Annotated in this window: 26 protein-coding genes; 14 read left to right on the forward strand and 12 right to left on the reverse strand. The window is 58.9% G+C overall.

What is annotated here, in order from left to right; genetic code table 11:
- Positions 1 to 7 precede the first annotated feature (7 nt).
- The 4 genes from BM152_RS08190 (at position 8) to panB (ending at position 3,553) form a co-directional block, all read left to right on the forward strand.
- Entirely contained in the window at positions 8 to 1,093 is a 1,086-nt protein-coding gene (locus BM152_RS08190; protein WP_066606900.1) for a BMP family ABC transporter substrate-binding protein, read from the forward strand.
- A gap of 215 nt (positions 1,094 to 1,308) precedes the next feature.
- Positions 1,309 to 1,659 carry a carboxymuconolactone decarboxylase family protein gene (locus BM152_RS08195; protein WP_066606897.1) on the forward strand — a complete coding sequence of 117 codons (351 nt, stop codon included), beginning with the start codon at positions 1,309 to 1,311 and terminating at the stop codon, positions 1,657 to 1,659.
- Positions 1,660 to 1,861: 202 nt separating this feature from the next.
- Positions 1,862 to 2,710, forward strand: a complete 849-nt coding sequence (gene panC, locus BM152_RS08200; RefSeq protein WP_066606895.1) for a pantoate--beta-alanine ligase — start codon at positions 1,862 to 1,864, stop codon at positions 2,708 to 2,710.
- 24 nt (positions 2,711 to 2,734) lie between these two features.
- Positions 2,735 to 3,553: a 3-methyl-2-oxobutanoate hydroxymethyltransferase gene (gene panB / locus BM152_RS08205; protein ID WP_066606893.1), complete on the forward strand. Its 819-nt coding sequence runs from the start codon at positions 2,735 to 2,737 to the stop codon at positions 3,551 to 3,553.
- 324 nt (positions 3,554 to 3,877) lie between these two features.
- On the opposite strand, the gene BM152_RS08210 is transcribed toward panB, so the two are convergent.
- Complete coding sequence (locus BM152_RS08210) at positions 3,878 to 4,075, reverse strand: CsbD family protein (RefSeq protein WP_066606890.1); 198 nt, start codon at positions 4,073 to 4,075, stop codon at positions 3,878 to 3,880.
- A gap of 78 nt (positions 4,076 to 4,153) precedes the next feature.
- Entirely contained in the window at positions 4,154 to 5,140 is a 987-nt protein-coding gene (locus tag BM152_RS08215; RefSeq protein WP_066606887.1) for a 2-hydroxyacid dehydrogenase, read from the reverse strand.
- A gap of 165 nt (positions 5,141 to 5,305) precedes the next feature.
- On the opposite strand from BM152_RS08215, the gene BM152_RS08220 reads away from it, so the two are divergent.
- Genes BM152_RS08220 through BM152_RS08230 form a run of 3 tightly spaced genes read left to right on the forward strand, consistent with a single transcriptional unit; the run spans position 5,306 to position 7,753 of the window.
- Positions 5,306 to 5,836: an SH3 domain-containing protein gene (locus tag BM152_RS08220; protein ID WP_082715432.1), complete on the forward strand. Its 531-nt coding sequence runs from the start codon at positions 5,306 to 5,308 to the stop codon at positions 5,834 to 5,836.
- A gap of 6 nt (positions 5,837 to 5,842) precedes the next feature.
- Positions 5,843 to 6,832, forward strand: a complete 990-nt coding sequence (locus BM152_RS08225; RefSeq protein WP_066606880.1) for a capsular polysaccharide export protein, LipB/KpsS family — start codon at positions 5,843 to 5,845, stop codon at positions 6,830 to 6,832.
- Positions 6,833 to 6,859: 27 nt separating this feature from the next.
- Positions 6,860 to 7,753 (forward strand): cation diffusion facilitator family transporter, encoded by an 894-nt coding sequence (locus tag BM152_RS08230; protein ID WP_066606878.1) that lies wholly within the window; start codon positions 6,860 to 6,862, stop codon positions 7,751 to 7,753.
- Positions 7,754 to 7,781: 28 nt separating this feature from the next.
- Here BM152_RS08230 and BM152_RS08235 read toward each other — a convergent pair whose 3' ends face one another.
- The 6 genes from BM152_RS08235 to BM152_RS08260 form a co-directional block, all read right to left on the reverse strand.
- On the reverse strand, positions 7,782 to 9,806 hold the full coding sequence (locus tag BM152_RS08235; protein WP_066606875.1) for a M3 family metallopeptidase: 2,025 nt from the start codon (positions 9,804 to 9,806) through the stop codon (positions 7,782 to 7,784).
- A gap of 143 nt (positions 9,807 to 9,949) precedes the next feature.
- Entirely contained in the window at positions 9,950 to 10,999 is a 1,050-nt protein-coding gene (locus BM152_RS08240) for a HesA/MoeB/ThiF family protein (protein ID WP_066606872.1), read from the reverse strand.
- Positions 10,996 to 11,463: a dUTP diphosphatase gene (gene dut, locus BM152_RS08245; RefSeq protein WP_066606870.1), complete on the reverse strand. Its 468-nt coding sequence runs from the start codon at positions 11,461 to 11,463 to the stop codon at positions 10,996 to 10,998. Before dut ends, BM152_RS08240 begins: the two co-directional genes overlap by 4 nt.
- Positions 11,464 to 11,512: 49 nt before the next feature.
- Positions 11,513 to 12,712 (reverse strand): bifunctional phosphopantothenoylcysteine decarboxylase/phosphopantothenate--cysteine ligase CoaBC, encoded by a 1,200-nt coding sequence (gene coaBC / locus BM152_RS08250; RefSeq protein WP_066606868.1) that lies wholly within the window; start codon positions 12,710 to 12,712, stop codon positions 11,513 to 11,515.
- 76 nt (positions 12,713 to 12,788) lie between these two features.
- Positions 12,789 to 13,604 (reverse strand): ChaN family lipoprotein, encoded by an 816-nt coding sequence (locus BM152_RS08255; protein WP_066606865.1) that lies wholly within the window; start codon positions 13,602 to 13,604, stop codon positions 12,789 to 12,791.
- Positions 13,601 to 14,482, reverse strand: a complete 882-nt coding sequence (locus BM152_RS08260) for an RNA polymerase factor sigma-32 (protein WP_066606861.1) — start codon at positions 14,480 to 14,482, stop codon at positions 13,601 to 13,603. The genes BM152_RS08255 and BM152_RS08260 overlap by 4 nt, the downstream gene beginning before the upstream one ends.
- Positions 14,483 to 14,637: 155 nt before the next feature.
- On the opposite strand from BM152_RS08260, the gene cobU reads away from it, so the two are divergent.
- From cobU to BM152_RS08280, 4 genes are all read left to right on the forward strand, one after another.
- Positions 14,638 to 15,159, forward strand: coding sequence for a bifunctional adenosylcobinamide kinase/adenosylcobinamide-phosphate guanylyltransferase (gene cobU, locus BM152_RS08265; protein ID WP_342028974.1), 522 nt, complete (start codon positions 14,638 to 14,640; stop codon positions 15,157 to 15,159).
- Positions 15,156 to 15,725 carry a histidine phosphatase family protein gene (locus BM152_RS08270; protein WP_066606858.1) on the forward strand — a complete coding sequence of 190 codons (570 nt, stop codon included), beginning with the start codon at positions 15,156 to 15,158 and terminating at the stop codon, positions 15,723 to 15,725. The genes cobU and BM152_RS08270 overlap by 4 nt, the downstream gene beginning before the upstream one ends.
- A 77-nt stretch (positions 15,726 to 15,802) precedes the next feature.
- Positions 15,803 to 16,489, forward strand: coding sequence for a glutathione S-transferase (locus tag BM152_RS08275; RefSeq protein ID WP_066606854.1), 687 nt, complete (start codon positions 15,803 to 15,805; stop codon positions 16,487 to 16,489).
- Positions 16,490 to 16,591: 102 nt separating this feature from the next.
- Complete coding sequence (locus BM152_RS08280; RefSeq protein WP_066606852.1) at positions 16,592 to 18,103, forward strand: YifB family Mg chelatase-like AAA ATPase; 1,512 nt, start codon at positions 16,592 to 16,594, stop codon at positions 18,101 to 18,103.
- Here the strand turns inward: BM152_RS08280 and BM152_RS08285 are convergent.
- The 4 genes from BM152_RS08285 to rsmI form a co-directional block, all read right to left on the reverse strand.
- On the reverse strand, positions 18,096 to 18,974 hold the full coding sequence (locus tag BM152_RS08285; RefSeq protein WP_158527955.1) for an alpha/beta hydrolase fold domain-containing protein: 879 nt from the start codon (positions 18,972 to 18,974) through the stop codon (positions 18,096 to 18,098). The two genes, BM152_RS08280 and BM152_RS08285, sit on opposite strands and share 8 nt — an antisense overlap.
- An 8-nt stretch (positions 18,975 to 18,982) precedes the next feature.
- Positions 18,983 to 19,918 carry a glutathione synthase gene (gene gshB / locus BM152_RS08290; RefSeq protein WP_066607045.1) on the reverse strand — a complete coding sequence of 312 codons (936 nt, stop codon included), beginning with the start codon at positions 19,916 to 19,918 and terminating at the stop codon, positions 18,983 to 18,985.
- A gap of 131 nt (positions 19,919 to 20,049) precedes the next feature.
- Complete coding sequence (locus tag BM152_RS08295) at positions 20,050 to 20,448, reverse strand: YraN family protein (RefSeq protein ID WP_066606846.1); 399 nt, start codon at positions 20,446 to 20,448, stop codon at positions 20,050 to 20,052.
- Positions 20,449 to 20,477: 29 nt separating this feature from the next.
- On the reverse strand, positions 20,478 to 21,335 hold the full coding sequence (rsmI, locus tag BM152_RS08300; RefSeq protein ID WP_066606844.1) for a 16S rRNA (cytidine(1402)-2'-O)-methyltransferase: 858 nt from the start codon (positions 21,333 to 21,335) through the stop codon (positions 20,478 to 20,480).
- 112 nt (positions 21,336 to 21,447) lie between these two features.
- On the opposite strand from rsmI, the gene BM152_RS08305 reads away from it, so the two are divergent.
- Genes BM152_RS08305 through murJ form a run of 3 tightly spaced genes read left to right on the forward strand, consistent with a single transcriptional unit; the run spans position 21,448 to position 26,946 of the window.
- On the forward strand, positions 21,448 to 22,626 hold the full coding sequence (locus BM152_RS08305) for a penicillin-binding protein activator (protein ID WP_066606843.1): 1,179 nt from the start codon (positions 21,448 to 21,450) through the stop codon (positions 22,624 to 22,626).
- Positions 22,586 to 25,408, forward strand: a complete 2,823-nt coding sequence (locus tag BM152_RS08310) for a [protein-PII] uridylyltransferase (protein ID WP_066606841.1) — start codon at positions 22,586 to 22,588, stop codon at positions 25,406 to 25,408. The genes BM152_RS08305 and BM152_RS08310 overlap by 41 nt, the downstream gene beginning before the upstream one ends.
- Positions 25,405 to 26,946 (forward strand): murein biosynthesis integral membrane protein MurJ, encoded by a 1,542-nt coding sequence (gene murJ, locus BM152_RS08315; RefSeq protein WP_066606837.1) that lies wholly within the window; start codon positions 25,405 to 25,407, stop codon positions 26,944 to 26,946. The genes BM152_RS08310 and murJ overlap by 4 nt, the downstream gene beginning before the upstream one ends.
- Positions 26,947 to 26,980: the final 34 nt, after the last annotated feature.

Genomic DNA, 26,980 nt, shown 5'->3' on the forward strand with positions numbered 1-26,980 from the left:
ACTATCCATGAAACGTAGAACTCTGCTGACTGCTGCTGCGGCAGCCTCTGCACTGACCCTCGGCCTTGGCGCGCCCGCCTTTGCCGAAGACCCAACCAAAGTCGGCTTTATCTATGTCGGTCCTGTCGGTGACGGTGGCTGGACCTATGAGCATGACCAAGCCCGCCTCAAAGTCGAAGCACATTTCGGTGACAAGGTCGAAACCATGTTCCAGGAAAGTGTGCCAGAAGGCGCAGACGCCGAACGTGCGATCACGCAAATGGCGCTCTCCGGTGCCGACATCATTTTCACCACCTCTTTCGGCTACATGGACCCGACCATCAATGTCGCGGCCAAATTCCCGAATGTGAAATTCGAACATGCCACCGGCTATAAAACCGCCGACAACGTGGGCGTCTATTCCGCACGGTTCTACGAAGGTCGCGCCGTTCAGGGCACCATCGCAGGCATGATGACCAAGACCAACAAGGTCGGCTACATCGGCTCCTTCCCGATCCCCGAAGTGATCCGCGGAATCAACGCCGCCTATCTCCACGCCAAGAAGGTGAACCCTGACGTCGAATTCTCCGTGGTCTGGGCCTACACATGGTTCGATCCGGCGAAAGAGGCCGATGCCGCTCAGGCGCTCATCGACCAAGGTGCCGATGTGATCCTGCAACACACCGACTCCACCGCGCCGCATGCCGCCGCACAGAAGGCGGGCAATGTCATCACCTTCGGTCAGGCTTCCGACATGTCGGAATATGCACCGATGCCGCGCGTGTCGTCGATCATCGACAACTGGGCGCCCTACTACATCGAGCGCATTCAGGCGGTCATGGACGGCACTTGGGAAAGTGACAACACATGGGACGGCATCGGGCCGGGCATGGTTGGCATCGGCGAGATTTCCGATGCGGTTCCCGAAGACGTGAAAGCCGCCGCTCTGGAGATCAAGGACAAGATTGCCTCCGGCGAGTATCACCCGTTCACAGGCCCGATCAACAAGCAGGACGGCACGCCTTGGCTGGCCGAAGGCGAAGTGGCCGACGATGGCACGCTTGCGGGCATGAACTTCTATGTCGAAGGTTTGACCGGCGAGATTCCGCAATAAGCGGCACATCTGTCGCGGCCCGACAAAGGTCCGACACGTATCCGACGCAAGTCCGACACCCGATTGGGGCCCGTTTTCACGACGGGCCCTTTTTCTTTTGGTCTTCGTTTTTCTAAATATTTTCAAAATCGAATATGTTTGATGCCGATCAAAGTCCGGTCTTTCTGCATATGCGAAAAGCGCCCCATGTAAGACACGCGAACAAGGAGTTTCTCATGTCCTGGGTTGAAAAAAACGAAGACATGCGCAATGCGCTGCGCGCCCTGAATAAAGCCAATAAGAACATTCCAGCGGGCTTCGGAGCCATGTCGAAAGCCGCGCTGGAAGGCGATGCGCTGGACCATAAAACCAAGGAATTGCTGGCGCTTGCAATGGCCGTTTCGGTGCGCTGCGAACCCTGTGTCGGCTTTCACGTCGAAGCCCTGATGAAACACGGTGGCACCCGCGAAGAACTCGCCGAAATGCTGGCCATGAATGTGCAGATGGGCGGCGGCCCCGTGCTGATGTATGCGGCAAAAGCGCTGGAATGTTGGGACGAACTGGCCGCTCTTAAAGACAAGAGCTAAGGCTGGAGACTTGTTTGAAAAGGCGACCCTGTGTAGGCCGCCTTTTTATTTTACCCAATTATTTCTGTTATTTGCGGTAGCATCGCGGCGCGACCTCTGCGCGATTCATAAGCCGTTTCCCTGACATCCTTGTCGCTCTGCCCCACAGTTTGTATTCTGCGCGCAATCAGAGGCTCACGAGAGCCGGAACGGAGAAGCAAAGATGAAAATCTGTCGGACCAAACAAGAGATACGGGACACGGTGAAAGCCTTTCGCAGCGCCGGAGAAAGCGTCGGTCTCGTCCCCACAATGGGCTTTTTGCATGACGGCCATCTGACACTGGTGCGCACGGCACAAAGCCGGACCGACCGTGTCATCGTGTCGATCTTCGTCAACCCGACACAATTCGGAGAAGCTGCCGATCTCGACGCCTACCCGCGCGACGAGGCCCGCGATTTCGCGCTTCTGGAGGCCGAAGGGGTCGACGCGGTCTTCTGTCCCTCCGTCGACGAGATGTATCACCCCGACAAACAGACCACTGTGCTGACCGAAGAGCTGGACAAAACCCTCATGGGCGCCCTCCGTCCCGGTCACTTCAAAGGCGTCTGCACCGTGGTGACAAAACTCTTCAACATCACCACCCCCGACCAAGCATTTTTTGGCGAAAAGGACTACCAGCAGCTCCAAGTCATCAAAACCATGGTCCGCGACCTCGACATGCCCGTCGGGATCACAGGGGTGCCGACTGTGCGCGACGTTGACGGGCTCGCCATGTCTTCGCGCAACGTGCGTCTTTCCGCCGAAGACCGGAAGGCGGCACGCATCCTCAACAAAGCACTGGCTTACGCCGATTACGAAGTCTCCGACGGGCGCAGCGCACAGGATCTCGAAGAGGAAATCCATGCCTTCATTGCTCGCGAACCCCGCGCCCGGATCGAAAGCATCGATGTTCGCGACGCAACGACACTGCAAAAGGTCGAGGGCAAAATCACCCGTCCTGTGGTAATCCTTCTCGCCGCCCGCTTCGGGGATGTGCTATTGATCGACCAAAGGGTGGCACATCCGGCCTAAAGCCCTGAAGGAGGAGGAGAAATCATGTCTACACAAACCGAAACCATTCGACGCATCACCGTCCCGCAAATCCGCGCCCGCAAAGGCGGTGATCCGATTGTCTCACTCACCGCCTATCACGCCCATACCGCTGCAATTGCCGAGAAATACTGCGATTTCCTGCTGGTCGGCGACAGTCTCGGCATGGTGATGCACGGGATGGAAAGCACGGTCGGCGTGTCTCTGGACCTGATGATCATGCATGGCAAAGCAGTGGTGCGCGGCACCAAACGCGCGCTGGTCGTCGTGGACATGCCCTTCGGCTCCTATGAGGAAAGTCCCGCACAGGCCTTTCGCAATGCCGCGAAAATCATGAAGGAAACCCAGTGCCAAGCCGTCAAGCTCGAAGGAGGCGCCCGCATGGCAGAGACGATCAAATTCCTCTCCGGGCGCGGCATTCCGGTGATGGCCCATATCGGGCTGACGCCGCAAAGCACCAACATCATGGGGGGCTTCAAAACCCAAGGCCGCGACGAGGATGACTGGCAGTTCCATATCGACGATGCCAAAGCCGTAGCCGAGGCCGGCGCGTTTGCGTTGGTCGTCGAAGGTGTGGTCGAACCGCTGGCCGACAAGATCACCAAAGCCGTGGAAATTCCGACCATCGGCATCGGCGCGTCAAAAACCTGCGACGGTCAGATTCTGGTGATGGAAGACATGCTGGGCCTGAACGACTGGGTGCCGAAATTCGTCAAGAAATTCGGCGCGGTTGGGGCCGCCATCGAAGATGCCATTGCGGACTACGCCGAAGACGTCAAATCCCGCGCCTTCCCGACGCCGGAGAATGTCTATAAAAACAAATAAACGAGGCGCCTTTTTTTGAGTATTTACGGCACAAAAGAGAGAGCGAATTGCGCCCTGACCGTCGGTACATAGCGCTGTGGCGTCTCCGGAAGGGGTTTGGCCCCACGGGTCAGGGCGTCTCCTTCGTGCGCGGCCATCGGCTCTCCAGCCTGTTCCGCAGCAAAAGCCTATCCCGATCCGGTTAACATAGGGCTAACGGCGGTTTCCTTTGTGCCGGAAATACTCATATTTTCCAGAGTTCCGCATGCAGAGACATCCTCTCCAATCATGCCGCGGGGTCAAAACGCGCCCCAGCATGAGGCGCGTTCCGGTTTTGCTCACGTATCAGAGCTTGTCGATGAATTCATTCACGGCCTTGCGCGCTTCTTCTTTGGACTTGCCATAGCGCTGTTGCAATTTACCTTCGAGTTGCTCGCGGTTGCCTTCGGCTTCGGCGAGGTCATCCTCGGTCAAATCGCCCCATTCCTCACGAACGCGGCCTTTGATTTCTTTCCATTTACCTTCGAACTGGTCCCAATTCATTTGAGAACCTCCTTTTTCAGTGTCTGAGAAAGAAACGTCCCAAAGGCGGAAAAGGTTCCAATCATGTCCGCCTCACGCTCAAAGCATTGCTGGCACAACCATGTCAGGCGGGCGGTGTCCGTCGGCAAAAGTACGGATGTTGAGCATCACTTTCTCGCCCATCTCGACACGTCCTTCCACCGTCGCCGACCCCATATGCGGCAAGAGCACCACATTGGGCAGTTCCCGCAGGCGCGGATTGATCTGGTGGCCACGTTCGAACACGTCCAGTCCCGCCCCGCCGATCTCGCCCGCACGCAAACCGCGCGTCAGGGCATTCTCGTCTATCACCTCACCGCGAGAGGTGTTCACGATCACGGAGGTCGGCTTCATCAGCTTCAATCGCCGCGCATTGATCTGGTGAAAAGTCGCCGGTGTATGCGGGCAATGGATCGACAGGACATCAATGCGGGAGAGCATCTGGTCGAGGCTATCCCACCATGTCGCTTCAAGCTCCGCTTCGATCTCGGGTCGCAAGCGGCGGCGGTTGTGATAATGCACCGACATGCCAAAGGCGCGTGCGCGCCGTGCCATAGCCTGACCAATCCGCCCCATTCCGAGAATGCCGAGCCGCTTGCCCGTCAGGCGCATGCCCATAAATGCGGTCGGGGCCCACCCCTCCCAAACACCGGATTGCATCGCCACCTGCCCTTCGGGAATCCGCCGCGTGACCGCCAGCATGAGCGCCATTGCCATATCGGCGGTGTCTTCGGTCACAACGCCGGGTGTGTTGGACACCAGAATCCCGCGATTCTGCGCGGTGAGGACATCGATATGATCCACCCCTGCGCCATAGTTCGCGATCAGTTTGAGCCGCTCCCCCGCCTGCCCCAACATACCCGCGTCGATCCGGTCGGTGATGCACGGGACCAGAACATCCGCCTGTTGCATCGCCGAGACGAGTGCCTCGCGATCCATCTTCTCGTCTGTCGGATTGAGTTCGACATCAAAGAGCTCTTTCATTCGGGTTTCGACCTGTTCCGGCAACGCACGTGTCACCACGACTTTGAGACGTTCTCTCATAATAGCCGTAACCTCCCTCTTTATTTTTCACCCCTATACTGGCAAACTCCATTGCATCCCGGCAAGGCGTAAAGGATAAGAACCGGAGCACAAACAACCATCGCCGTGCAGAGAATTATCACACAAGGTGTCGGCGGTGAGAGGCCAGTGAGCAGATTAGAGAGCGTTATGGTAAACAGCGGTCGATTTTCCGGCATGCAAGGCCTGTTCAGGGCCGTTTTGCTATGCCTTCTTGTCGCCATGCCCGCCAGTGTTTCCGCAGAGGGGCCGAAACGCGGCGCGGTCACCAACCTGCCGCTGCCCCGATTTGTCTCATTGAAAAGCGACAAGGCCAACGTCCGGCGCGGGCCGTCCTTGTCGCATCGTATCGACTGGGTCTTTGTGCGCCGCGGATACCCGCTTGAAGTCATCGCGGAATATGGCCACTGGCGTCGCGTTCGTGATGTCGAAGGCGCAACAGGATGGCTGCATTATTCGCTGATTTCCGGTGTGCGCACCGCGCTGGTCACGGCAGAGAATGTAGATCTGTTTTCCCGTCCCGATCCGGCCTCACGTCTCAATGCGCAAGCCGAGAAGAACGTGATCTTGCGCTTGCTTGAATGCAATGTGTCCTGGTGCAAGGTCACTGCGGACGGGCAAAAGGGGTGGGTGTTGAAAGACGGGCTATGGGGAGTGCGCCCGGATGAAGTTCTGGAGTAAGTCCCGATGGATCAGATCAAATCCCCTCTCGCGGCCCGCAACATTCCGGCCGGCCTGAAATCCTGTGTCATTCACGGCTATGGCAACTGGCACGAGTCCATCGCCCAAGGCCAACATGACTTTTTCACCAAACTGCTTCCCAAGCTCGAAGAAAAGGGCTTTGCAACCTATCTTGTCGAAGGCGGGTCCCGAACGGGGCGTGCGCTTTTGAATACCGATCATTTCCACATCATCGTTGGCGGTCCGGCCATGTATGGTCCGACCATCCTGCATGCCTGCCCCTCCTACATCTGGGGGTTCTGGTATTTCGACGAATTGGGATACGGGCACAACAGTTCGCTGCGGTTTGCCCGTTACCATTCCGATCCCGAAATGCGCGAGGCCGCCGAGTATTTTTTCAATGGCGTGACCGGCTATATGTTGCAGGAAAACATCTCGAAGTTCACCCAAGAGCCACGTCTGGAATCGCCTTTACCTCCGTCTTCCGCGACAATCCTGTGTCAGCCTTCGGAAATCGGAAAACCCGGCACGCGATACCTGAGCATTGAGCAGATCATCCCTGAGGCAGCACGCTACGACAGCAACGCACCCGTCTATGTCAAACCCCACCCGCATCAAAGCAAACAGGGTCGGCGGCGCATCCTCGGAATTTGCGAGGACCACCCGAATGTCAAACTGACGGATGCCTCCATCCATGACCTGATTGCTTCCGCCCGCGTGGTCATCACCCAGAATTCTTCGACCGGATTCGAAGCCCTGATGCAGAAAAAGCCGGTCATCACCTGTGGCAAGACCGATTACTGGCACGCCACACTCACCGCGCGAACGGTCAAAGATCTCAAATCCGCGATCGAGTTCGGCCCTCAGACCATGGCCGATTTCGATTATGAAGGCTATTTTCACTGGTTTCTGGAGCGCCAATGCCTTGAAACCGCCAAGGATAACTTTGTCGCCCGCGCATGGTCACGCATCTGCGACAAGCTGATGCTGGACTAAGCACCGCATTTCGGGGCATGACAAACCATGCAGGACAAACACCTGAACATCTCGGCAGGGGTCGCCTCTGTCAGCGTTGCGACGCTTTTGGTGATCGCAAAAATCTGGGCGCTCAGCGTGACCGGTTCTCTGTCGATTGCCGCCTCTCTGGCCGACAGTGCGCTTGACCTGCTCATTGCCTGCGCCGGATTACTCGCGATCTATTACGCCGCGCGACCACCGGACAAGGACCACACCTTTGGCCACACCTCTGCCGAAGACCTCGCCGCACTTGCACAATCCGTCTTCATCCTGATCTCCGCCGCTGTCATTGCCGTCACAGCCGTGCGGCGTTTGCTGGCCACCACCCCGCACCAGATGACCGCCGAAGGCGCGGGCATCGCGGTGATGCTGCTATCCATCGCAGCCACCATCGCGCTGGTGCTCTGGCAACGCTATGTCGCCCGCAAAACCGGCTCGAAAGTGGTCTCCGCCGACAGCCTGCACTATCTGGGCGATCTCATTCCGAATATCGGCGCGATTTGTGCGCTTCTGGCTTCGTCCTTGCTGGGGTTTCAGCATCTAGACAGCATCGTTGCCCTGATCGCAGCGGCCCTTCTGGTGTTAGGAGCATTGAATATAGGCAAATCCGCATGGGATGCGCTGATGGACCGCGCGGCCCCGCCCGAGATGATCGCCGCCATTGAAACCATGGCTCAGGAGATGCCCGGCATCTACGCCTATCACGATCTGAAAACCCGGATGGCCGGATCGAAACCCTTTGTGAACATCCATATCGAAGTGGACGGGGACCAGACCCTACGCGAGGCGCATGCAATTTCCGCCGATCTCAAGCGTCAGATTCTGGCGGCCTATCCGAATGCAGATGTGATCGTGCATAAAGATGTGGCGCGCGAGGCGGATAAACCGCCTCACGATTGAGTGTTTTTACAGTAAAGAAAATACAACCTCACTCTGCCGCCAAAAGCCCCCGCCCCTTGAGCAGCGCCTCAACACCGGGCATCCGTCCACGGAATGCCGTGTAGAGCGCCTCGGCATCTTCGGAGCCGCCTTTCGAGAGGATGTTGTCCTCAAGGCGTTTTGCCATAGCCGGATCGAAAGGCGAGGTTTCCTCGAAAGCCTCGAAGGCATCCGCATCCATCACTTCCGACCACATGTAGCTGTAATAGCCCGAGCTATACCCGTCGCCGGAGAAAATATGCGCGAAATGTGGTGTGGCATGGCGCATGGTGATCGCCTTCGGCATACCTATTTTCGCCAGTATCTCGGCCTGCGCCTTCATCGGGTCTTTCGGGGCAGGACCATCGTGGAACTCCAGATCGACAAGTGCAGAGGCCACATATTCCACCGTAGCAAACCCCTGATCATAGGTCTGGGCCGCGAGCAGACGTTCCAGCATATCGCGCGGCATCGGTGCGCCGGTCTCGGCGTGTGTCGCGAATTCTTCGAGCACCTCGGGCACTTCGAGCCAGTGCTCATAAAGCTGGCTGGGCAATTCGACAAAATCCCGCGCCACAGACGTGCCGGAGATCGAGTCATAGGTCACATCGGAGAGCATCTGATGAAGCGCATGGCCGAACTCATGGAACAAGGTCCGCGCATCATCATAGGACAGCAAAGCGGCCTCATCTTTTGACGGTTTGGCAAAATTGCACACGTTGAGCACAATCGGGCGAATGTCACCTTCGAGCTTTTGCTGGCTGCGCATGGCCGTACACCACGCGCCGGAGCGTTTGGAGCCGCGTGCGAAATAGTCCCCGATAAACACGGCCATATGCTTGCCATTCCGCGTCACGTTCCATGCCCGCGCATCGGGATGATAGGTAGTGACATCAAGCGGTTCGAACTCAAGACCGAACAGGCGGTTGGCACAGGTAAACGCCGCCTCGATCATACGGTCGAGCTGCAGATAGAGCTTTAACTCCGCTTCATCGAGGTCATGTTCGGCCTTGCGCCGTTTTTCGGAATAGTAGCGCCAGTCCCAAGGCGCCAGATCCCCGTTCACCCCGTCCTCGACCATCATCTTGGACAGGATCGCGGCATCGCGCTCCGCCGCCTCTTTTGCGGGCGCCCAGACCCGCATCAAAAGATCGCGCACATGTCCCGGCGTTTTGGCCATCTCGGTTTCGAGCTTATAGGCCGCGAAGTTTTCGTAGCCCAAGAGCTTGGCCCTCTCTTCGCGCAATTCGAGAATTTCGCGCGCAATCTCGCGATTGTCATTGGCATTGCCATTCTCGCCTCGCGCCGCCCATGCGCGAAAAGCCTTTTCCCGCAAATCGCGGCGAGGGGAAAATTGCAGAAACGGTGTGATCAGAGAGCGCGACAGCGTTACCACCGGCCCCTTCGCGCCTTTTTCCTCACCTGCGGAACGTGCGGCATCAACCACGAACTGCGGCAGGCCTTCGAGATCATCCTCCGAAAGCTCCATGAACCATTCCCGCTCGTCAGCCAAAAGGTTCTGACTGAACTGGGTGCCAAGCGTGGCAAGGCGCGATTTGATCTCCGCCATGCGGTCCTTGTCCGCACCTTCGAGCTTTGCCCCCGAGCGCACAAAGGAACGGCGGGTGAGCATGAGAACACGCTGCTGCTCGTCTGTGAGGTCAAGGTTTTCACGCTCCTGCCATAGCGTTTCGATCCGTTGGAACAGCGCCGCGTTGGCGGTGATTTCGGAACTGTAGGCAGAGAGCATCGGGGAGAACTCCCGCATCAAAGCGTCCCGCGTGTCATTCGTATCCGCGCCCGCCATGCCGTAAAAGGCTCCCAGAACCTTCGACAGGGTCGCATCGGCTTTCTCCAGCGCTTCAATCGTATTGGCAAATGTCGGCGCTTCCGGATTGTCCGCAATCGCCTTGATCGCGGCGCGGCCCTCGGACAGGGCGGCCTCCACGGCAGGCTTTACATCCTCATCCTTCAGATCGGCAAAAGGCGGCAAATTGAATTCGGTCGTCCACTCGGCGAGATAGGGATTGGTCATAGGGATCTCCTTTGCCCAAAAACTATGCCTCCGCATCGACAAGTAAAAGGGCTAAAGCCCGTCACATTTGATTTGTGACACGCATTGAGAGGGAAGTGCGACAAGATCAACCTGTTGCACGGTTCTTTGCGCAAACCCATCGCTCAGGTTTTGCGATTAACGCTTTTGCCGCCGCAAATCGGGCAGTCCGGTCGTTTCTTCACTGTGATGCTGCGGGTCTCGGCATAGAGCGCATCGTGAATGACGAGCCGCCCCTTGAGCCCCTGCCCCGCGCCCGTGATTTCTTTCACCGCTTCCATCGCCATCATCGTGCCCAAAACCCCCGGCAAGGGGGCCGCCACACCGGCTTCGGCGCAACTGGGAACCATGCCCTCGGCAGGGCGCTCGGGGAACACACATTGATAGCACGGGCCATTTTCATGGGATTTATATGTGCTGATTTGACCTTCCCATTGCGTGATCGCGGCTGCGACCAGCGGCTTGCCGTGGATCACACATGCGCGGTTGGCCAGATAACGCGTGTCGAAATTATCCGTCCCGTCGAGCACAAGATCATATTCAGCCACCATATCCATAGAGCTTTCGTCAAAGGCGCGATGATAGGGGCGCACCTCGATGAACGGATTCTGTGCCTTCATCGCCTCGGCGGCGGAGAATACCTTGGGCACACCGATCCGGTCGTCCGTGTGGATCACCTGACGTTGCAGGTTCGAAGACTCCACCACATCCGGATCAATCACCCCGATTACCCCGACCCCCGAAGCCGCAAGATATTGCAGCACAGGCGCGCCAAGTCCTCCGGCCCCGATCACCAAGACCTTGGCGTCTTTGAGCTTTTTCTGCCCCGGCCCGCCGATCTCCCGCAACAGGATATGCCGCATGTAGCGATCCAGTTCGGCGGGACGAAACGCGCCTTCCTGCGCCGGAGCCTCAACCACCTTCGCCTTACGCCGCAAACGAGCAAGCCCTGCCCGATAGACAAGAACAATCAGCGCGGCAACACCGATCAGCAGCCATTCGCCCAAACTCCCGCCAAGACTTGCCCGCAGCGCATGTTCTTCCGGCAGCACAGTGACGGCCATCAGCACAGCAAGGTAAAGCACCCCGATCATCGCCCAACGCGCCCGCTTTGGGGCGCCGGTCAGCCGACCGATGCCCCAAAGCACCGCCGAAATGATCAGAAAATAGCTCATTTCCGTCCGGTCGAGCCAAAGCCCCCAGCACCGCGTGCGGTGTCCGTGAGGTCCTCCACCACCGAAAATGCCCCTTGCACCACAGGTGCGACGACCATCTGGCCGATGCGTTCACCATGCGTGACATGAAACGGCTCCTGACCGTGGTTGATCAGAATAATGCCCACCGGCCCGCGGTAATCGGCATCAATCGTTCCGGGCGTATTAGCCAAAGAAATCCCGTGTTTGAGCGCGAGACCGGAACGTGGCCGCACCTGCACCTCGTAGCCTGCGGGAATTTCCATCGCAAACCCCGTCGGGATCAGCGCCCGCGCACCCGGCTCAAGGGTGACCCCTTCCGCACGCATCTCCGGCGGGAAATTCGCCCGCACATCGCCGCCTGCCGCATGGGCCGTTTCATAGGACGGCAGTTTGATCTCGGGGTCAGCCCCGTCGAGCCATTGAATTTTGATCTCTACGCTCATGTCTCTTCCATATTCTTGTCAAAGCGGGGCTTTCTGATGGCACAAATACTCATTTCTTCGCCAGATAATCCACGATCCGGTGTGCCAACTGTTGTGCCACTTCATCTTTGCCCATGCGCGGCCACTCCTCCGCGCCACGTTCGGAAATCAAGGTCACCGCATTCTCCGTGCCGCCCATGATTCCGGTGTCCGGAGACACGTCATTGGCCACAATCCAGTCACAGCCCTTACGCGCACGCTTTGCCGTAGCATGGGCGATCACGTCATCCGTCTCCGCAGCAAATCCCACAACAAGACGCGGACGCCCCTCCGACATCTGGCTCACCCCTGCCAGAATGTCGGGGTTCTCGGAAAATTCCAGCACCGGCAGTTTGCCCTGTTGTTTCTTGATCTTCGACCCGCTTTGCGAGGCCACGCGCCAATCGGCCACAGCGGCGGCAAAGACAGCCACATCTGCGGGCAAAGCCTTCTCGACGGCGGCTTGCATTTCGCGGGCGGTTTGCACGGGGATCACCCGTACACCGGAGGGCGCAGGAACATCGGCCGGACCGGTGACAAAGCTCACATCCGCGCCCAGATCCCGCAGGGCCACGGCAATCGCGGTCCCCTGCGCGCCGGACGACCGGTTGGCGATATAGCGCACGGGATCAATCGGCTCGTGGGTCGGGCCGGATGTGACAAGGATATGTTTGCCCGTCAAAGGCCCGTCGGTGAGGGCGCTGCGAATGGCAGCAATGATATCCGGCGTTTCGGACAAGCGCCCCGGACCGAACTCGCCGCAGGCCATGCTGCCCTCTTCGGGGCCAACAAAAAGCACACCATCTTCTTTGAGGGTTGCCACATTGCGCTGACAGGCGGGGTGTTGCCACATCCGGACATTCATCGCGGGCGCAACAAGGACCGGTATATCGGTAGCCATTAACAGGGTGGACGCAAGATCATTGGCCAGCCCGCCCGCCATCTTGCCCAGAAGATCGGCGGTGGCAGGAGACACAACGACCAGATCAGCGGCACGGGACAGTTCGATATGCCCCATCTCCGCCTCATCCGTCAGATTGAAGAGGTCACGATACACTTTCTCGGCGGATAGGGCCGACACGGACAAAGGCGTCACGAATTCTTCGGCGGCTTTGGTCAGGACGGGTACGACACGCACGCCCTCTTCACGTAGCCGTCGGATCAGATCGAGCGATTTGAACGCCGCGATGCCGCCTCCGATAATCAGCAGAATGGATTTTCCGTTCAGCATGTTCGCTCTCCCTGGCTCTCGCGCCTGTCCACAAGGATCGGTTTAAGCCAAGGCGCAGGGCGAAACAATGGCCGGATCAGTCCGTGGACGCTTTGGCAAAACCCGCACAGGGATCGCCGCGCTCTGCGGCCTCGGTCACAAGCCAGACGTCATAGGGCGGAGCCTCATCGGGTGGTGCTACCAACTGGCCGACTGAGAGAACCGTCACATCCGGCGCGGCCTGTGCGAGCACGGCGGGCATCCCCCAATCACGGCGTGCATGGCCATTGCCCGCGATGACGACGACAGGGCCGCCGGTGTCCTCCAAAGCTTGCAACGCCACTCTTGAGAATGCCGCGTCGCGCAGCCTTTGCGCCTCGACCATCCCCGCCATCATTTCAAGCGGCATGGCTTCGCAATGCGATTCGAACTGCATCTGTGCACGGTCTTCTTGCATCTCTTCAGGCAGCGGTGTGGTCAGACCATAGCGATCCGCCTCTGCGCCGAACACGTCCGCCGCCCCCTCAGAGAACGCGCGCCGCACCTCGTCACGCGGGAGAGCCGCGCCATAGACCAGTGCTGTGCTGGCCGCGAAAATCGGCGCATACATCGAGAAATCCGGCCAGCCGGAACTGTCCCAATCCAATACCTCGGCCAAAGCCGCCGCATCCCTGCGCAGCTCCGGCGTTACCTTCGCCGCCTGCTCCGGTGTCAGCATCTCGAACACCAGCGCGGCAGGGGCAAGCACCTCGACCGCACGAGCCTGATGCGCGTGTTGGGTCGGGTTGTCATGGGTCTCCCCCAGAATAACCACATCCGGCGGTGGCAGCGCGGCAAACGCATCCGGCGTAATCTGGTCCGAAAAAGCGGGGCCAGCGGCCAACAGGGTCGCAAGTGCAAAGCTGTACTTCATGCAAAGAACTGCTGCACATCCCCGCCGTTGGTTTCAAGAGATATCCGCATTTTTTGCAAAGCGGCGGCTTCGAGTTGCCGCACCCGTTCTTTCGACAGCGACAACTCGTCACCAAGGCTCTCCAGCGTGCGCGGTTCGTCCGTGAGCTTGCGCGACTTGACGATAAACCGTTCCCGCTCGCTCAGATGGTCCATCGCGTCGAAAATCCATGTTTTGAGCTGTGCCTGATCATGGGCCTCGCCCACCATCTCCGCCGTGGTTGCGCCCTCATCAGCCAGCGTGTCGATCCATTCGCGCCCTTCATCCTCACCGGATTGCTGGGCATTGAGCGAAAAGTCAGAACCGGAAAGACGCCCGTCCATCACTTCGACATCCCGCAGCGGCACGCCCAGATCCATCGCGATCATTTGCAAAAGCTGGTCATGATCCAGCGCCTCACCTTGCGCGGAAGCTTCGCGCTCAAGGCGGGCCTGCACACGGCGCATGTTGAAAAACAGGGATTTCTGCGCCGAGGTCGACCCCGTACGCACCAGCGACCAGTTGCGCATCACATAGTCCTGAATGGAGGCCTTGATCCACCACACAGCATAGGTCGAAAAACGCACGCCACGATCCGGATCGAATTTTTCGGCAGCTTTCATAAGGCCCAGCCCCGCCTCCTGAATAAGATCGCTCATCGGTGCGCCATAGCGTTTGAACTTGGCCGCCATGGAAATTGCCAAGCGCATATAGGCAGTCACAAGACGGTGCAGCGCCGCCTCGTCGCCGTGATCCCGCCACGCCCGTGCCAGCGCCTGTTCCGTCTCCAGATCAAGCATTTCCGCTTTCATCGCCCGCCGAGGCAGGGCATTGTCAGATGCAGTCATATCGAGTGCCATAATGTCACCTCCTGAGAGTTCTTCGCTCCGGCTCTAACCTCACGACGCATCCATAGGGCACGTCCGTGACAGTCATTTGCGAGCTGTGGCTACTCCTGTTACGAAAAGACTAACGCTTCAGATCAGAAATGGGTTTCACGTTCATGTGCGCGAATATGACAGTCGTGCTTGGGGGGGCATCTTCCGGCAAGTCGGACATAGCCGAAAAACTATGCATAAACAGCATGTTGCGGAAGGTTTACCTTGCCAGTGCAGAGTGTCTCGATCAGGAAATGCGCACAAAGGTTGCGCAACATCGCACAAAACGCGGAGGAGAGTGGTGCACAATTGAAGAACCTCTGGGGGCATCCCGTGTCATTTCGGATCGGAAAGCCGGAGAGATTCTTCTTTTCGACTGCGCAACCATGTGGCTCACCAACCATCTTTTGGCGGATCACGACCTGTCTCGTGAGACAGACGCCCTGCTCGACGCGATCAAGTCGAGCCCCGCAGAAGTGGTGATCGTGTCAAATGAAACAGGTCTCAGCGTCGTTCCCGAAAACGCGCTTGCCCGCCGGTTTCGCATAGCTCAAGGCGATCTGAACCGACGCCTCGCCGCCCAAGCCGACACGGTGATCGGCGTCATGGCCGGCCTTCCCTTTGCGCTCAAAGGCAATCTTCCGGCAGGGCTCTCATGAGCCACCTGTGGTTGATCCGGCATGGCCCGACCCATGCGAAAACCTTTGTCGGCTGGACGGACCTCCCCGCCGACCTCTCCGACCAGCAAGCCATCTCACGCCTTGAAGCCGCATTGCCCGAGGTCCCAGTGGTCTCCTCCGATCTCAGCCGCGCGGTCGAAACCGCCAATGCCATACAGGCGCACCGCCCGCGTCTGCCCCATGATCACCGCTTGCGGGAAACCCATTTCGGGGCGTGGGAAATGCTCAGTTGGTCGGAGATCGAAGCCCGCGACGGCGATCTCGCACGACAGGTTTTTGAAACACCCGGAGACACCGCACCCCCGGGCGGCGAAAGCTGGAACAGTTTCTCGGCGCGGGTTCACGCTGGCGTGGGTGCTCTGTCTGGTGAAACCGTGATCGTGACCCATATGGGCGTGATCCTCGCGTTGCTGCAAAAGGCCCTGTCCTGCACGGCCTATGAAGCCTTCGCCCATCGGATCGACCCTTTATCATGCACGCGGATCGACTGTCCGGAGGGGATTTCGGGGCCTTGGTCCTGCACGCAAATAAATCACAAATATTGATATCAAACAAAACAAATATAAATTTTTGTGATCCGACCTCCCTGCACTACAGTATATAAAACAATTAGGGGGTTCCTATGTCTTACCATCTTTTCATCGGCGACAAAAGCTTTTCCAGTTGGTCGCTCCGCGGCTGGCTCCTATTCGAAAAATTCGATATCCCCTACACAGAGATCATGGTCGGCCTCTACAACGGAACAATGCAAGACGACCTTGCATCTCTCGCTCCCGCCCAGTTGGTGCCAACCGTGCGCACGGCTGAAGGGTGGATCATCGGCGAAAGCATCGCTCTGGCCGAAACATTGGCGGAACGTCACCCTGATGCCGGGCTTTGGCCGGTTGATCCGCAAGCCTGCATCTACGCCCGCTGGCTGGTAGCCGAAATGCACTCCGGCTTCAACGCTCTGCGCGCGGCCTGCCCGATGCAACTCCTACACCAATACCGGAATTTTCAAGTTTCCGATGCTGTACAGGCGGATCTGGATCGGTTGGAAACCCTACTCGCCCATGCGTTCGAAAGGTTTTCCGGCGATGGTCCTTGGCTATTTGGGGACTACTGCGCAGCCGATGCCTTTTACGCCCCTGTCGCCGCCCGAATTGCAGGATATAACTTGCCCGTATCGCAACGTCTGAACACTTATGTCTCCGCACATCTCTCTGACCCCGCCTTCAAACGCTGGCGCAAAGACGGGCTTAATGTCCGTTATGATCCTGTGCCCTATGCATTGGATTTACCAATCACAGCGTGGCCGGAACACGTTTAGACGCATCCAAGATGCGCAGACCCATGTGGCGTTAACCATTTCCTAACCACGTCTGCGCTAGACCGATGGACATTGGTTTTTCAAACACCGGAGTCCCCTCACATGGTCGCACGGACCTTTTCCGTCGCCTTCGAAGGCATCGAAGCCCGCACAGTTGAGGTTCAATGCGCCATTGCCCCCGGATTGCCGAGTTTCACCATCGTCGGCCTGCCCGACAAAGCCGTTTCAGAAGCCCGCGAACGGGTCCGCGCCGCACTGGCGGCCATGCAGATCGCCCTGCCATCCAAGAAGCTGGTGATCAACCTTTCGCCCGCCGATCTGCCGAAAATCGGGTCGCATTTTGATCTCCCCATTGCTCTGGCGATTCTTGCCGCAACAGGGTTGATCCCCGAAAGCAAGGCCGCAGAAACCCTGTCACTGGGCGAACTGGCGCTCGACGGGTCGCTCGTGCCAGTCAACGGCGCTCTGCCTGCCGCTCTCAAGGCCGCCGAACTGAACTGCGTTCTGGCCTGTCCCGAAGCCTGCGGATCAGAAGCCGCTTGGGTGGGCGCAACGCCGGTCTATGGCGCAAAAAACCTCGCACAGCTTTTGCGCCACTTCACCGGCGACCGCCCGCTACACGAGGCACATCCGGGAGAAATCTCCCTGCCTGCCCATCAGAAAGACCTGCGCGATGTGAAGGGGCAGGAAAAGGCCAAACGCGCACTGGAGATCGCCGCAGCGGGCGGGCATCACCTGTTCATGGTCGGCACGCCCGGCTCCGGAAAATCCATGCTCGCCGCCCGCCTACCCACGATCCTGCCGCCTCTGTCGGCGCAAGAGGCGCTGGAGACCTCAATCATCCATTCCCTTGCCGGCCTGCTGGACGAAGGCGGCATTTCCCGCGCACGTCCGTTTCGCGAACCACATCACACCGCCTCTATGGCCGCAATCGTTGGCGGCGGGCGAGGTGCGCAGCCCGGCGAAATCTCCCTGTCGCACAACGGTGTGCTCTTCCTTGACGAGCTTCCCGAATTTCCGCGCCCCGTGCTGGAAACGCTACGGCAACCCATCGAGACCGGCGAAGTCATGGTCGCCCGTGCCAATGCACATATGCGCTATCCGGCCCGGTTCATGTTGGTGGCGGCGGCGAACCCTTGCAAATGCGGCTACCTGCCCGATCCGGCGCGGGCCTGTGCGAAGGTTCCGCTCTGCGGCGAGGACTATCTTGGCCGCATCTCCGGCCCTTTGATGGATCGTTTCGATTTGCGCATCGAGATGCCGCCCGTCCAGTTTCAGGATCTTGACCTGCCACAATCTGGCGACAGTTCCGCCACGGTCGCCGCCCGCGTTGCCCAAGCCCGCGCACTCCAGAGTGAGCGTTATGACGGAAGCGGATTTCGCACCAATGCCCAGATCGAAGGGAAAATGCTCGAAGATGTCGCCGCTCCCGATGCCGAGGGACGCGAGATTTTGGCCAAAGCGGCCGAAAGGCTCGGGCTTTCGGCGCGGGGCTATCATCGTGTTTTGCGCGTCGCCCGCACCATTGCCGATCTGGATGGAGAAGAACACATCCGCCGCCCGCATCTGGCAGAGGCTTTGAGCTATCGTGTGGTCTCCGGCGTGCTTAATTGAGAGCGCGCAGAAACTCTGCCGTCTCCGCAATCGCCTGACGCGCCTCCGGAAAGAATCCGTCGAACATCTGCCAGACATGGGGCGCATCTTTGGTGAGGCTGAGGGTGACCTCCGCCCCCTGTGCGCGCAGATGCTCTGCCAGACGCACGGAATCATCGCGCAAAATCTCGCAGTCAGACGCCTGCAAAAGCACCGGCGGGCAGTTTGGAAATTGCGCGAAAATCGGCGAGACATGCGGATCCGTCGGAGAACTTTCCCCCAAGATAATCGCCGTCAAGTCACGCGCACGTTCCGGCGGAAAGAAATGGTCGCGTTCTGCATTGGTCTCGAAAGAGGGGCTGGAAAGCGTCAGATCGGTGAAGGGCGACCACCCGAAGGCCCCCGCAGGTGGCGTCCCTCTCTGGCACAGTTCCGCCAAAAGCGTCAAACCCAGACCTCCTCCGGCACTGTCGCCCCCAATACTGATATCTTTCGGGCAATACCCCGCAGCGATGAGCGCCTCCCACACCGCCAGAGCATCTTCGAAAGCTGCGGGCAAAGGATGTTCCGGCGCAAGCCTGTAGGCCGGCAGGAAAACAGGACGGTTGGCCAGCTGCGCCAAGCGCGATGCCAGCCGTTTGTGCGTCTGCGGGCTTCCGGCGATGTAGCCCCCCCCGTGAAAAAACAGGATCACCTTGCTCTCATCGCATCCAGGCGGGCAAATCCACATGCCCGGCAGCCCCAGAGCATCATGGGTGACCTCGGCGGAAAGCTGAACCGGCAGGCTCAGTTTCGCAGCCCAATCCACCCCCTCGCGCAAAGGCACAGGGTTTTGCGCATGGGTAAACGCAGTCCGCACGACAGGGCTCAGCGCCCCAGCGAGAAGCCGCATCCTGAGACTCATGCGCGTTTGGCCTCGATCGCTTTCCAGATCAACTCGGCCGTGTTTGTCCCGTCGAACCGTTCGAGTTCCTGAATACCCGTGGGCGAGGTCACATTGATCTCGGTCAGGTAGTCGCCGATCACATCAATACCGACAAAAATCTGTCCCTTTTCTTTCAAAAGCGGCCCGATCCGCGCACAAATTTCCAAGTCCCGCGCCGACAGACCGATCTTTTCGGGACGCCCCCCGACATGCATGTTTGAGCGGGTCTCCCCCGCTTGCGGCACACGGTTGATCGCACCTACAGGCTCCCCGTCGACCAAGATCACCCGCTTGTCGCCATTGGACACATCGGGCAGAAACTTCTGCACAATCATCGGTTCACGGGACATGCCGGTGAACAATTCGTGCAAGGAGGACAAGTTCCGGTCATTCGGATCAAGCCGGAAGACCCCCGCACCGCCATTGCCGTAAAGAGGTTTGAGAATGATATCGCCATGCTTGGCCTTGAACGCCCGAATGGTCTCAAGGTCGCGGGCAATCGCCGTGGGCGGCGTCAGGTCCGGAAAGGTCAGGACCAGAAGTTTCTCTGGATAGTTGCGCACCCAGAACGGATCATTCACCACCAAGGTGCCGGGCGTGATCATATCCAGCAAGTGCGTGGTGGTGATATATCCCATATCGAAAGGCGGATCCTGACGCAGCCAGACCACGTCGTAGTCCGAAAGATCGACCTCGGTCATTTCGCCCAGACTGTAATGATCCCCTTCGACGCGACGCACCTCAACCGGCCATCCGCGTGCGGTGACACGGCCTTCCTGAAAGGCCAAGTGCTCCGGCGTGTAATAAAAAAGCTCATGGCCGCGCTTTTGCGCCTCTTCCATGATCCGGAACGTGCTGTCGCCATTGATATCAATCGGACCGATCGGGTCCATCTGGATCGCGACTTTCAAGGGTGTGTTGGTCGAGGCTAGGTTAGACAAAAGGCTCATCTCCCGAAACTTGTTTCCTCTTAGATGGACCAGCCCTGCGGCGCATTCAATGGGAATGTCTTGTGCATGAAGGCACAAGCACCCGCTTGCCGCTATAGCATGAGCGCATTTTCAAGAATTTCGACATGTCCGACACCATCAACCAAGGCCAGATCAATCCGCATAGGAGTCAACAAACCCTTGGGCAGACGTCCGATATAATCTTCGGCACTGGCACAAAGCCGCACCATTTGTTTCGCACTCAGATGCGTCACAGCTTTGGCGAAAGATTTAGAGGCTTTCACTTCGACAAAGACGATTTCCTCTCCCTGCCGGAAAATCAGATCAATCTCGCCAGCGCGACCGCGCCACCGCTCTTCAAGCAACTCCAACCCTCGCGATTGATACAGGCGCGCAACAGCAGCCTCCGCACTCAATCCGAAATCATAGGCTTTCCGCCCACGCTCCTTGCGTAGAGCGACATCCGTATCCGGCACAAAATCTAATGGCATCCTTCGCCTTTCGCACACATTCGGGTGTATCAGCCCTCCTTGATGGCCAAGGCCATCTGATACACGTCCCGCTTTTTCAATCCATAACGGGCAGCCACGTCTGCCGCCGCGTCTTTGACCGTCATTGTCTCCAACGCCTCCGCCAGAGCCGTCTCCAGATCCGCCTCGGAAACCTCAACACGCTCCGCCCGATCAATCAAAAGCACGATCTCGCCTTTGACCGGCGCATCGCGCAGGCTTTCCTCCAGCTCTCTCAACGTTCCTTTCCGCACCTCCTCGAAACGTTTCGTCAACTCCCGACACAGAGCCGCCTGACGTGTTTCTCCCAAGGTATCGCACAATTCTCCTAATGTTCGGTGAACGCGTTTCGGGCTTTCGTAAAATCCCAGCGTTGCAGGCACGTCCGCAAACGAGCTGAAAAACTTGAGCCGCGCCCCTTGGGAGGACGGGGGGAACCCCGCAAAGAGGAACCGGTCCGATGGCAGGCCGGAGATGGTCAGGGCCGCAATCATCGCGGAGGGACCGGGGGCCGAGGTGACAGGAATATCACGCGACAGCGCCTCACGGCACAGGGCAAACCCCGGATCAGCGACCAGAGGCGTGCCGGCTTCCGATGCGTAGGCAACCGATTTGCCCTCTTCCATGAGCTCAATCAGGCGCGGGCGCATCTGGCCGCCATTGTGGTCGTGATAGGGGTAAATGTGCCGCCCGTTGAGGGGCACACCGTGAATATCCATCAATTTGCGCAAGGAGCGCGTATCTTCTGCGGCCAGCACATCCGCCGAGGCAAGAATGTCGAGTGCCCGCAAGGTGATGTCGCGGGCATTGCCGATGGGGGTGGCGAGAAAATGAAGGCCGGCAGAAAGCGGCTTGGTTTGATATGTCAATGTGATCTCTGATCTTTGCAGCGTTTACTCTTTGAAGCGTCTCGCATAGTCTGCCCGCAAGTTTGCGTGACCGTCCGTGTTGCGCCATTGCCGTCAGGAGTGAGGTTTACCTATGTTCGCTGTTCTTCGTGCCGCCCGCAAGTCACTCACCCGATTTGTGCTCGGCCTGTCCCTTTTTTCCCTCGCCGCGTGTGATCCCGGTGCCTTTCCTGTTGGCGGCGGTCCGACGATCAACACATCCAAGCCTGTTCCTGTCGCCCTGCTGGTGCCTTACGAATCGCAACAGGGCGGCGATGTCGCGATGGCGCAATCGATCGAGAACGCCGCGCGTCTTGCTATGGCCGATCTCGATGGCGTTGCCATTGACCTACGCGTCTATCCGACAGGGGGGCAAGCCGAACGCGCCTCCGCCGCTGCAAGTCAGGCGGTGAAAGACGGGGCCAAGATCATCCTCGGGCCGGTCTATGGTGGTTCTGCAAAACTCGCGGGGATTCCGGCGGCCAATGCGGGCATCAACGTGCTGTCCTTCTCCAACAACCCCGATGTTGCTGGCGGCAACGTCTTTATCCTCGGGCCGACCTTCCAGAACACCGCAGATCGGCTGGTGGCCTATGCCCGCGCCAATGGCAAGGGCCGGATCATGGTCGTAAACGCCGACAGCCCTGCAGAAAACGCAGGCGCCGCGGCGATCAAAACCGCGATCAACCGCCAAGGCGCCACGCTTGCGGCCACGCAGAGTTTCGAGTTGAGCCAGCAAGGCGTCATTCAGGCCATCCGCCCGATTGCCACAGCCGCACGTAATTCCAATGCCGATGCGATTTTCTTCACCTCCGGCAACGACGGAGCCATGCCGCTTCTGGCACAGATGCTGCCCGAAAACGGTATCAAATCGCCTTCGCCGCAATATATCGGGTTGCAACGCTGGAACGTGCCTGCCTCCGCTATGAGCCTTCCGGGGCTTCAAGACAGCTGGTTCGCCATTCCTGACCAACAGCTCACAAGCAATTTCTCCGCGCATTATTCCGCCAAATACGGTCAGGCGCCACATGCGCTTGCAGGGTTGGCCTATGATGGCATCGCGGCCATCGGGGCCTTGGTGAAAGCCGGAAACCAGAACGCCCTGACGGCACAAGGTCTGACCCGTGGCTCCGGCTTTGTCGGCGTCAACGGTATCTTCCGCCTTCTGCCTGACGGAACCAACCAACGCGGCCTCTCCATCGCGACCATTCAGAACAATCAGGTAATCGAGATTGACCCTGCCCCAAGAGCCTTCCGCGGCGCCGGATACTGATCTTCCGGCCCTTTCCGCCTTTCTTCCTGCGCCTTCGGGCACATTCATCTGCGCACAAGATGCCATCTTTGACGTCTCCTCCGTTGCCTCGGCACTGGAGGAAACATGGTCAAAGGCGGCGTCTCCTGCGGAGATCAGAAAGGCTACGGTTGCTGTCCTGAACGACGCGCAAAAGCAGGGCCGCGCCGCCATCGCAAGCGCCATGACCGACGCCCCGCGCAATGCGCGACCGGCGCTTCGGGCTTATGCGTGGCTCACGGATTGCATTGTGACGACAGTGCTGTTCACCGCGATGACAAAGCTGCATCCCAACCCCAACCCGACAGAGGGCGAACGGATTGCCGTTCTGGCGGTGGGCGGATACGGGCGCGGGGAAATGTCGCCCTATTCCGATGTCGACCTGCTGTTTCTCGCCCCGCACAAGATCAACGGCTGGATCGAAAGCGTGGTCGAGAGCATGCTTTACATGTTCTGGGATCTGCACCTGAAGGTGGGCCATTCCACCCGCACGATCCGCGATTGCATCCGGCTGGGCAAAGAGGATTTTACCATCCGCACCGCTATGCTGGAAATCCGGTTCCTGAGCGGCAACCGCGCGCTGGCGACGGAATTGCAGGAAAGACTGCGCGACGAATTGTTCCAAAATACCGCGCGCGAATTTATCGAAGCCAAACTCGAAGAACGTGCGGCACGGCACCGCAAACAAGGCGGGCAGCGTTATGTTGTCGAGCCCAACATCAAAGAGGGCAAAGGTGGTCTGCGCGACCTGCACACGCTGTTCTGGATCGCGAAATATGTGCACGGGGTCAGCCACCCTTCCGATCTCGTCAAAGCGGGTGTCTTTACCCAAGACGAATATCGCCAGTTCGACGAGGCGGAGACCTTCCTCCATGCCACACGCAATGCGCTGCATCTGATTGCCGGACGACCGATGGACCAACTGACCTTTGACATGCAGGTCGAGGTGGCGGACCGGCTGGGATATTTCGACCATTCGGGGCGGCGCGGGGTCGAGCATTTCATGCAGAACTACTTCCTGCATGCCACCCGCGTGGGTGAGTTGACACGGATCTTCCTGACCTCGCTTGAGGCCCAACACGTCAAACAGGAACCCGCGCTGCAACGGCTTTTGAAACGCCGCCGCAAGGTGGGGGATCAATACGAGATCGTTCACAACCGCCTTAACACCCGCGACCGCAAAGCATTTCTCTCCGACAAGCTGAACCTCTTGCGCGTTTTCGAGGACGCTCTGCGCACCGGTTATCTGCTGCATCCCGATGTGATGCGGCTGATCTCGGCCAACCTCGACATGATCGACAACGAGATGCGCAACGCGCCGGAAGCACGGCGGATTTTCCTCGACCTCTTGCTCAAACACGGCAACCCCGAACGTGCGCTGCGCCGGATGAACGAGCTGGGCGTGCTTGGGGCGTTTATTCCGGAGTTTCAACACATCGTGGCGATGATGCAGTTCAATATGTATCACAGCTACACGGTCGACGAGCATACGATTCAGGTGATCTCCAACCTCGCGCAAATCGAGCGGGAAGAACTGGAAGACCCTCTGCCGCTGGCCACCAGCATCATGAAGACCGGCGTCAACCGGAAGGTGCTATATGTCGCGCTGCTTCTGCATGACATCGGCAAGGGGCGCGTCGAGGACCACTCCGTGATCGGTGCCCAGATCGCGCGTCGGGTTGCGCCTCGCCTTGGTCTGAAACCTTCGGAATGCGAGACAGTAGAATGGCTGGTGCGCTATCACCTGCTAATGTCGGACATTGCCCAGAAACGCGACATTTCCGACCCGCGCACCGTGCGCGATTTCGCCAAAGCAGTAAAAACCCGCGAGCGGCTTGATCTGCTGACGGTTCTGACTGTCTGCGATATTCGCGGCGTCGGGCCCGATGTCTGGAACAACTGGAAAGCGACGCTGATCCGCAACCTGCACGCCCAGACCGCCTATGCGCTCGAACACGGGCTGGAAGAAGTCAACCGCGACGCCCGCGAAGGCGAGGCGAAAAAAGAGCTGCGCGCCCGTCTCAAGGACTGGAACACCGTCGACAAGCGCCGCGAGTTGCAACGTCACTACAGCACCTATTGGCAGGGCCTACCCTTTGCCACGCACGAGATTTTCGCGCACCTGCTCAAGGACATTCAGCCGGACGAAATCCGCATTGACCTGCATCAGGACGAAGACCGCGACGCCACACGCGCCTGTTTCGCGCTGACCGACCACCACGGGATTTTCTCGCGCCTCGCAGGTGCACTGGCACTTGTGGGAGCCAATGTGGTGGATGCCCGCACATTTACCTCCAAAGACGGGTTTGCCACCGCTGTGTTCTGGATTCAGGACAATGACGGCAACCCGTTCGAGGAAGGCCGCCTTCCTCGTTTGCGCCAGATGATCGACAAGATCCTGCGCGGCAAGGTCGCCGCAAAAGACGCGCTGGAAACCCGCGACAAGATCAAGAAACGCGAAAGCAAGTTCAACGTCCCGACCTCGATCATTTTCGACAACGAAGGCTCGGAGATTTTCACCATCATCGAAGTGGACACCCGCGACCGGCCCGGCCTTTTGTATGATCTCACGCGGGTGCTGGCAGAGAACAACATCTCCATCGTCTCCGCCCAGATCGCGACCTACGGGGCTCAGGTTGTCGACTCCTTCTACGTCAAAGATATGTTCGGCATGAAAATCCATTCCGAGAGCAAGCAACGCGCGCTTGAGAAGAAACTGCGGACCTCCATCGTGGCGGGCGCGAAACGGGCACAGGCGCAATGAAGCCTGTCCGCCTTGTCAAAGGCTTTGTCACGGTAGGCGGCTGGACCCTGATGAGTCGCGTCCTGGGCTTCGTCCGCGACGCGCTGATCGCGGCCTTCTTTGGCGCAGGGCCCGTTGCCGAAGCCTTTGCGGTCGCCTTTTCCCTGCCCAACATGTTTCGACGTTTCTTCGCAGAAGGCACGTTGAACGTGGCCTTTGTGCCGATGTTCTCCAAAAAAGTCGAAGCTGGCGGTGACGCCAAACGCTTTGCCGAGGACACGTTGTCGGTGCTGGCCACGGCGCTGATCGCGCTGACGCTTCTGGCCACGCTGTTTATGCCCGCGCTGGTGACCGTCATGGCGGCGGGTCTCATCGGGGACGAACGGTTTGATCTCGCCGTCGGGTTCGGACGTATCGCCTTTCCTTATGTGCTGTTCATTTCTTTAGGCGCTTTGTTCTCCGGCATTTTGAACGCCACCGGACGCTTTGCCGCCGCCGCCGCCGCGCCTGTGCTTTTGAATGTCGTGCTTTCTGTGGCGATGATCGGCGCGGCCAAACTCGGCATGGCGGTCGAGCGCGCGCTGATTTGGGCCGTTCCTCTTGCGGGGATTGCCCAGCTTGCCGTGGTCTGGATCTCTGCGGCGAAAGCCGGTTTCAACCTGCGCCCGCATCTGCCACGTCTGACGCCCGAGATCAAAAACCTCCTGATCCTCGCCGGTCCGGCCGCGCTGGCTGGCGGTGTCGTCCAGATCAACCTGCTCGTCGGTCGTCAGGTGGCCTCGTTTTCGCAAGAAGGTGCGCTGCAATATCTGAACCTTGCCGACCGCCTGTATCAACTGCCCTTGGGCGTGGTCGCCATCGCCATCGGCATCGTGCTCTTGCCCGACCTGTCGCGCCGCCTTCAGGCCGGTGACGGGAAAGGCGCACGCGACGCCTACAACCGCGCCTTCGAATTCGCGCTCTTGCTGACCGTGCCCGCCGCCGTGGCGCTGGTGGTCATTCCGGAGCAGCTGATTTCCTTCCTGTTCCAACGCGGTGCCTTCACGCCGGAGGACACACAGAAAACCGCGCTGGCCGTAATGATCTATGGTCTGGGGCTTCCGGCCTTCGTGATGCAAAAGGTTCTGCAACCGCTCTATTTCGCGCGCGAGGACACGAAAACCCCGTTCCGCTTTGCCATTTACGCCATGATCATCAACGCTTTGGTCGCGGTCGGCCTGTCCTTTTTCATCGGCTATCTGGCCGCCGCTGTCGCAACAACCGTCGCGGCATGGGGCATGGTCGCGCTCTTGTGGTTCGGGAAAAAATCGATGGGCGAAGACGTGGGCACAGATACGCGCCTCCTCCGCCGCGCACCGCGTATCCTGATCGCATCCCTGCTGATGGGCGTATTGCTCTGGGGCTCTGAAAGCGCCCTGTCTCCGGTCTTCGCGCTGTCACGGGGCTTGGGCACGCTCTTGCTCGTCGCCATCGGGATCGTCGGCTATTTTACCATTGCACATCTGATCGGAGCCGTGCGGATGGCCGAATTGAAAGGCTCGATGCGCCGCGGCAGATAAGCCACGGGCCGCAACTGCCGCCCGCTTGACGCCG

Origin of the sequence: Celeribacter halophilus (assembly GCF_900114135.1) — a bacterium.
In the GTDB taxonomy this organism is placed as follows: Bacteria; Pseudomonadota; Alphaproteobacteria; order Rhodobacterales; family Rhodobacteraceae; genus Celeribacter; species Celeribacter halophilus.

Excerpts from the sequence above, each read along its gene's own strand:
- BM152_RS08190 (WP_066606900.1), top strand. The coding sequence starts at position 8 with ATGAAACGTAGAACTCTGCTGACTGCTGCTGCGGCAGCCTCTGCACTG.
- BM152_RS08195 (WP_066606897.1), top strand. The coding sequence starts at position 1,309 with ATGTCCTGGGTTGAAAAAAACGAAGACATGCGCAATGCGCTGCGCGCC.
- panC (WP_066606895.1), top strand. The coding sequence starts at position 1,862 with ATGAAAATCTGTCGGACCAAACAAGAGATACGGGACACGGTGAAAGCC.
- panB (WP_066606893.1), top strand. The coding sequence starts at position 2,735 with ATGTCTACACAAACCGAAACCATTCGACGCATCACCGTCCCGCAAATC.
- BM152_RS08210 (WP_066606890.1), bottom strand. The coding sequence starts at position 4,075 with ATGAATTGGGACCAGTTCGAAGGTAAATGGAAAGAAATCAAAGGCCGC.
- BM152_RS08220 (WP_082715432.1), top strand. The coding sequence starts at position 5,306 with ATGGTAAACAGCGGTCGATTTTCCGGCATGCAAGGCCTGTTCAGGGCC.
- BM152_RS08225 (WP_066606880.1), top strand. The coding sequence starts at position 5,843 with ATGGATCAGATCAAATCCCCTCTCGCGGCCCGCAACATTCCGGCCGGC.
- BM152_RS08230 (WP_066606878.1), top strand. The coding sequence starts at position 6,860 with ATGCAGGACAAACACCTGAACATCTCGGCAGGGGTCGCCTCTGTCAGC.
- BM152_RS08235 (WP_066606875.1), bottom strand. The coding sequence starts at position 9,806 with ATGACCAATCCCTATCTCGCCGAGTGGACGACCGAATTCAATTTGCCG.
- BM152_RS08240 (WP_066606872.1), bottom strand. The coding sequence starts at position 10,999 with ATGAGCTATTTTCTGATCATTTCGGCGGTGCTTTGGGGCATCGGTCGG.
- dut (WP_066606870.1), bottom strand. The coding sequence starts at position 11,463 with ATGAGCGTAGAGATCAAAATTCAATGGCTCGACGGGGCTGACCCCGAG.
- coaBC (WP_066606868.1), bottom strand. The coding sequence starts at position 12,712 with ATGCTGAACGGAAAATCCATTCTGCTGATTATCGGAGGCGGCATCGCG.
- BM152_RS08255 (WP_066606865.1), bottom strand. The coding sequence starts at position 13,604 with ATGAAGTACAGCTTTGCACTTGCGACCCTGTTGGCCGCTGGCCCCGCT.
- BM152_RS08260 (WP_066606861.1), bottom strand. The coding sequence starts at position 14,482 with ATGGCACTCGATATGACTGCATCTGACAATGCCCTGCCTCGGCGGGCG.
- cobU (WP_342028974.1), top strand. The coding sequence starts at position 14,638 with ATGACAGTCGTGCTTGGGGGGGCATCTTCCGGCAAGTCGGACATAGCC.
- BM152_RS08270 (WP_066606858.1), top strand. The coding sequence starts at position 15,156 with ATGAGCCACCTGTGGTTGATCCGGCATGGCCCGACCCATGCGAAAACC.
- BM152_RS08275 (WP_066606854.1), top strand. The coding sequence starts at position 15,803 with ATGTCTTACCATCTTTTCATCGGCGACAAAAGCTTTTCCAGTTGGTCG.
- BM152_RS08280 (WP_066606852.1), top strand. The coding sequence starts at position 16,592 with ATGGTCGCACGGACCTTTTCCGTCGCCTTCGAAGGCATCGAAGCCCGC.
- BM152_RS08285 (WP_158527955.1), bottom strand. The coding sequence starts at position 18,974 with ATGCGGCTTCTCGCTGGGGCGCTGAGCCCTGTCGTGCGGACTGCGTTT.
- BM152_RS08295 (WP_066606846.1), bottom strand. The coding sequence starts at position 20,448 with ATGCCATTAGATTTTGTGCCGGATACGGATGTCGCTCTACGCAAGGAG.
- BM152_RS08305 (WP_066606843.1), top strand. The coding sequence starts at position 21,448 with ATGTTCGCTGTTCTTCGTGCCGCCCGCAAGTCACTCACCCGATTTGTG.
- murJ (WP_066606837.1), top strand. The coding sequence starts at position 25,405 with ATGAAGCCTGTCCGCCTTGTCAAAGGCTTTGTCACGGTAGGCGGCTGG.